A 6,019-nucleotide genomic window follows, 5' to 3' on the forward strand; every position below is an offset into this window, starting at 1 on the left:
ACGGTTATCTCCGACGACATGCCCGGCAAACCTGCATGGTACAAAACAGGCGATATGGCACGGATTTTCATCGGCGAACATGTAGAAAATGTGACATTCAGCAAATAAGATGATGCGGATCGGGATTCACCACAGAAGACACAGGTACACAGAATCTTTTAAATTTTTATGAATGTCCGCATCTTGCCAATTAACTTGTAGGGGCAGGGTTTGCCTGCCCGAATACATCCACGCAGGCGAATACGGACGGGCGAACCCCGCCCTTACATTGGCTCATTGCGGAATTCAATAAATAATATCTCTACCGGCCAAAACATTATAAGCTAATTGACTTATAAAACGGGGAAATAAGTGATTTGGCTTATTATGATGCGTTATAAGTCCTTAGTCTTATCTCGTCTAACTATCTATTTTGAAAAGTATCTATCGAAATCAGGAAAAGACACGCAACCAAGAGCCCCCGTAAACGAACATAAGTGATACGCCTGACTCACTTATGTAAATCACCCGACTCACTTATGTTAAACGGGCAACTCACTTATGTTCGTCAAAACACATGCCTTCCTTTTTCGATTGACCATAAATACCTACGGAAAGTAATATATACTGCATCCGCAGTTTCAGTGCACTGAAACTGCCGGAGAAGATAACTTCATCGGCAGATGCAGTATATATTACTTTTCAGGTGCCATAAAAGCACTGCATTACAGGAAAATTTCGTATATTTGTCGAGGAAGAATCTAAAATCCGAAAATATGAAACAGAAGATGATTGCTTTAAGCTTGGCAACCCTTGTCCTATGCGGATGTGGAAGCGCATATCAGACTACTTCCACTCTGGCTGGAGCTTCGATAGGAGGAAACGTAGGCGGAGCCATAGGAGGACTGGTAGGAAGCAACCGGCACTGGGACGGAGGTTATCGGGGTTCGGCTATCGGCACACTGGTAGGCACCTTGGCAGGAGCCGCTATCGGAGGAGCCATCAGCTCGGCACAAGAACGTAAAGCGCAGCAGGGTTACGTGGTAGAAGAGAACCATGACTATGCCCCACACCCGCAAGACGCACCGTCAAGCGTAAGCTATCTGCAAATACGTAACATCCGTTTCATTGATGAAAACCGTGACCACATCATCCAGGCGGAAGAGGGAAGCAAAGTCATCTTCGAAATCATCAATACCAGCCAAGAGACGGTATACAATGCCGTACCGATTGTACAGACCGACAACAAGCGCATATACATATCACCATCGGTGATGATAGAACAGATTGCCCCACACGACGGCATCAAATATACCGCCCACCTGAAAGGAGGGAAACGTTTGAAAGACGGCAAAGTGCTTATTCACATTGCTATAGCCGACTACGAAGGTAATGAATACGACTGGCAGGAGTTTTCGCTCCCCACCAGCCGATGAATCAGTTGACGCGGTGACGAGTTAACAAGGTGACAAGGCCCTGAATAGTTTTGCCAACAATATCCGACATTCCACCAATTCGTTAGCTTGTCACCTAAAAAACTTGTCAACTCGTCAACTTGTCAACTCGTTACCTAAATCCTTGTCAACTATTTCAAATTATCGATGAACAGCAGCAAACGGTTGATGATGTTTACATCGCTTACACCACTATCGAAATCGAGCGATAACAGATTCAAATCGGGGAAGAAACGCTTCATCCGTTTTTCGATACCTTTCGATACGATGTGATTGGCAATACAGCCGAAAGGTTGCAGACTGATGACATTGTCCACTCCTCTACGGGCGCACGACATCACTTCGGCTGGAAGCAACCAGCCTTCACCAAACTGCGCACTGAGCGTTATCACCCGGCGTGCCTCTTCCGCCTCGGCAAATATATCTTCGAAAGGTGTATAATAACGGAACTTGGCAGCCGTACGGTTAACCTTTTCTATCTGCTTGCGGATATGTGCATACGCCAGTCCATGTATGAACCGGAACAAAGACTTGCGCGTCAGATGTTCTTCTTCGTCTGACCTGCTGTTGACAAAACTCTGCATAAAGAAATCAAGCAACAGTGGAGGGACAACTTCAATACGGCGTTCGATCAGCCAATCGACAATATGCCTTTGTGCAAAAGGATTAAACTTCAGGAAAATCTCTCCCACCACACCCACTTTCGGGCGTTCTTCATCGCTGCAAATCTGATTGAAATCATTGGCAGCCAACGAAAGATAACACAGCAAATCCTCTGCCTTACCGTCCAAAATGAACTGTGTCCCGGCATTCAAATACAATGTGCTCAGACGTGCAGCTTCGCCCGGCTTCCGCTCACGCACCACCGAAGCATAATAAAACTTGGCAATGCAGTCGGTATAAAGAATAGCATACATTGCCACAGGCAATAACTTGAACCAGTTGATTTTGAATCCGGGCTGACGGTTCTCTATGGCATTGCCAAAAGTGAACGACACCACCGGTACGTCTGTATATCCAGCCTCTACCAATGCTTTCCTGATAAGCCCGACATAATTGCTTGCCCGGCACTGCCCTCCTGTCTGTGTCATGGCAATCGCCGTGTGATGTGGGTCGTATTTTCCACTTTTGAATGCCTTGATTACATCACCTACTATCAGTGTAGCCGGATAACACACCTCATTATTGGCATATTTCAATCCCCATTCGCATGACTCGGTATCGCTCAACGGCAAATTTTCGACATCGTATCCAGCCACCTTCATTACTGCCGGAATCAAGGGAGAAAGGAAAGGCGTAAAGAAAGGAATCAGTATCTTACGTTTCCGGCACTCGTCTGTAAACACAGGAGTCGTTTGAAAAGGTTCTTCCGGAAGTTTCTTTCCGGTCTCATTTCCAGCCAACTTCAGACTTTCTATCAACGAACGGATGCGCAGCTTCATCGAACCGACATTATTGATATCATCCAGTTTGAGCAATGTCAATACCTTATGATGACGTGCCAACAGGTTTCGCACTTCATCGGTAAGGAAAGCGTCAGGACCACATCCAAATGAAGTGAACTGCACGAATTGTACATCTGTATGTGCAGAAGCCCATTCGGCAGCAGCCAATATCCGGTTGGGGAAAGACCATTGCGCCAAAAAATGTACATCGCAAGCCTTTATGTTACTGTGCCTCACTATATCATCGGTAATGACATAGATACCCATGCCGGCAAGCATTCCGGAAACTTTATGTTGTATCAATTCATCCGTATGATAAGGACGGCCGGCAAGCAGAATGGTCAAAGCATGTTTCTCCTTTGCCTGACGGTAAACCTCCTCATTGTAGGCAACCAACTGACGGATATAGGCATCTTGTGCCTGTACAGCAGCCTCGAAAGCCTGTCTGATAGTACGGTCGTCTACTTGCAGACTACGGAGGTAATTCTGGCACTGTATAAACAACAGCTTCCGGTCCTTGAAACCGATAACGGGAGAATCTACCGGCACAGAAGTATCCTGTACACTATGTATTACTGCCGAATAGCCGGTCACAATCGGGCAATTGTAACTATTTTGCCCATCTTCTTGTCCTTCGTATACCACAAACGGCATGAAAATCCGGTCGACCTGCTTGTCTATCAGGTTCTGGATATGGCTGTGTACCAGTTTGGCAGGAAAACAAATATTATCGGACATCACCATACAGGCACTTGCTTCGTACCGGGAATAATTGGAAACATCGGACAAACAGACCTGCATCCCACAAGCTGCAAACAAAGCATGCCAAAACGGATATTCTTCGTACATGTTCAGGCAGCGGGGAATTCCTATTTTCAGCCTGGGACAAACCACATCGGATGTACGATTGAAAAGCAAGGCACTCTTATACTCGTAAGCGTCCATCCCCTTCCCGACCGCATCGGTTCCCTGATTGGTAAAAACTTTTTCACACCGGTTTCCAGAATAATACTGTGCCCCATTGTCAAATTGATACCGAATGACCAGACACTGATTGTCGCATCCTTTGCAATGCAACAGACGAGATGTATAGGAAGCCTTCGCAAGCATATCTTCCAACGTAACAGATGATACTGCCGGATGCCGTGAAGCGTACCAGGCACACCCCAAAGCTCCCATCAATTCGGGCATGTCGCAGCGGGTCACCTCGGCATCTGTCAACAGTTCCAGGGCACGCACTATAGCATCATTCCGCATCGTGCCCCCCTGTACCACAATGTGCCCCCCCAATGCTGAAGTATCTTTCAATTTCAGCACTTTATAAAGACAATTCTTCACGACCGAATAGGCAAGACCAGCAGCTATATCACCCACCGTTGCTCCTTCGCGGAGTGCCTGTTTCACTTTAGAATTCATAAATACCGTACATCGGGTTCCCAAATCACAAGGAGAACCAGACAGACAAGCAGCATCAGAAAAGTCCTCCAAAGAATATCCCAGTGTACAAGCAAATGTCTCGATAAACGAGCCACACCCCGACGAACAGGCTTCATTGATTTCAATACGGTCAATAACACCATTATTCACAAAGATGGCTTTCATATCCTGTCCGCCTATATCAAGAATAAACGATACATCCGGATTCAGGTAATGTGCTGCCAAATAATGGGCAATGGTCTCCACAATGCCATGCTCCAGGTTAAAGGCAGCTTTGATAAGATCTTCTCCATAGCCTGTAGAACATCCGCCTTTGATATGTAACACGGTATGCCGTTCGGCGCACATACGCTGCAATTCTTTCAATCCGTTTTCTACAGCTTGTATCGGATTGCCTTTATTAGGAGAATAGTAGGAATATAAAACCCGGAAATCCGAATCGGTCACAACAATCTTCGTAGTAGTAGATCCGGAATCAATACCCATAAAAACATCCAAATTTCCTACAGGCAATTCGGAACGCCTCACAGCATGGCTGGAAATACGCGCTTTCCATCGAATATATGCCTCGTTATCGGCAAAAACAGGTACCAGATGCGAATGAGCAGATGCCTCATCCGGCAGTTTTTTGTCCAAGCGGGCTATCAACGAAGATAGCATGTAAAGTGTTTCCTGTTCCCCGCACGCCAATGCAGCCCCCAATGCCGGCAATAGTGTTCCATTTTCGGGCAATATTACATCGCTTTCAGAAAGTGAAAGGTATTCTGTGAAAGCTTTCCGAAGAGCCGGAATAAAGGTAAGCGGTCCTCCACAAAACAAAACCGGAGCAACAATGGTACATCCATGTGCCAATGTAACGACTGTCTGTACCGCCACCGCATGAAAAATTGATGCAGCTATGTCGGCACGATTCACATTCTTAGCTATCAGATTCTGAATATCGGTCTTACAAAACACTCCACAACGTGAGGCTATGGGATAAATACGTACAGCCTGCAAAGCCAGTTCGTTCAACTCATCGATGCTTACTCCCAACAATACAGCCATCTGGTCGATAAAAGCTCCTGTACCTCCGGCACAATTGCCGTTCATACGTAAATCTGCAGCTTTCCCTTCCTTAAAAAACACCACTTTCGCGTCTTCACCTCCTATATCAACCATCGAAGCAGTCTGGGAATAATCGTGGTGAATGGCTTTGGTGGCCGCTACAACTTCCTGAATGAAATCAAAAGCATAGCGTTCTGCAAATCCCATGCCTACCGAACCTGTTATCTTTAGCCTGATTTCCCTATCCCCGACCTTTGCCTGCAATTCCTGCAAAAGGATGATTAAAATTTCTTTTGCACGGGCATGATGTCTTTCATATTTCGAAAACAATATCCGATCCGTTTCATCCAAAGCCACAACTTTGACCGTAGTAGAACCTATATCAATTCCTATTCTAATCATAAACCATCTTCCTTTTTACAATGCAAATATCGCACATTATCCGTTGACAACGCTTATCCTCCACGAATGAAAAATGTTCAATATTTCACATTCAGCCTCCTTACACTTACTTTGGCATACGGCATTTCCTTTCCTCGTGGTCTAATATTCAGAAGCTGTTTTGAATTTATCGTGCGATGATTTGGGATGAGTTTTTGAGGCATTTTCGCTTCTGTGATGAGGAAGATAGCGGGCTATCTGACGAAGAACAGGAGC

The 6,019-nt window shown here is 45.7% G+C and carries 2 protein-coding genes; one reads left to right on the forward strand and one right to left on the reverse strand.

Annotated features, from left to right (window positions below):
* Positions 1 to 755: 755 nt before the first annotated feature.
* Positions 756 to 1,415 (forward strand): hypothetical protein, encoded by a 660-nt coding sequence (locus tag B5F78_RS15630; RefSeq protein ID WP_022040074.1) that lies wholly within the window; start codon positions 756 to 758, stop codon positions 1,413 to 1,415.
* Positions 1,416 to 1,564: 149 nt separating this feature from the next.
* Here the strand turns inward: B5F78_RS15630 and B5F78_RS15635 are convergent, their stop codons facing one another.
* A complete protein-coding gene (locus tag B5F78_RS15635; protein ID WP_087407167.1) occupies positions 1,565 to 5,764 on the reverse strand; it encodes an acyl-CoA dehydratase activase in 4,200 nt (1,399 codons plus the stop codon).
* Positions 5,765 to 6,019: the final 255 nt, after the last annotated feature.

It is taken from the genome of Bacteroides sp. An279 (assembly GCF_002159615.1).
GTDB lineage: Bacteria > Bacteroidota > Bacteroidia > Bacteroidales > Bacteroidaceae > Phocaeicola > Phocaeicola intestinalis.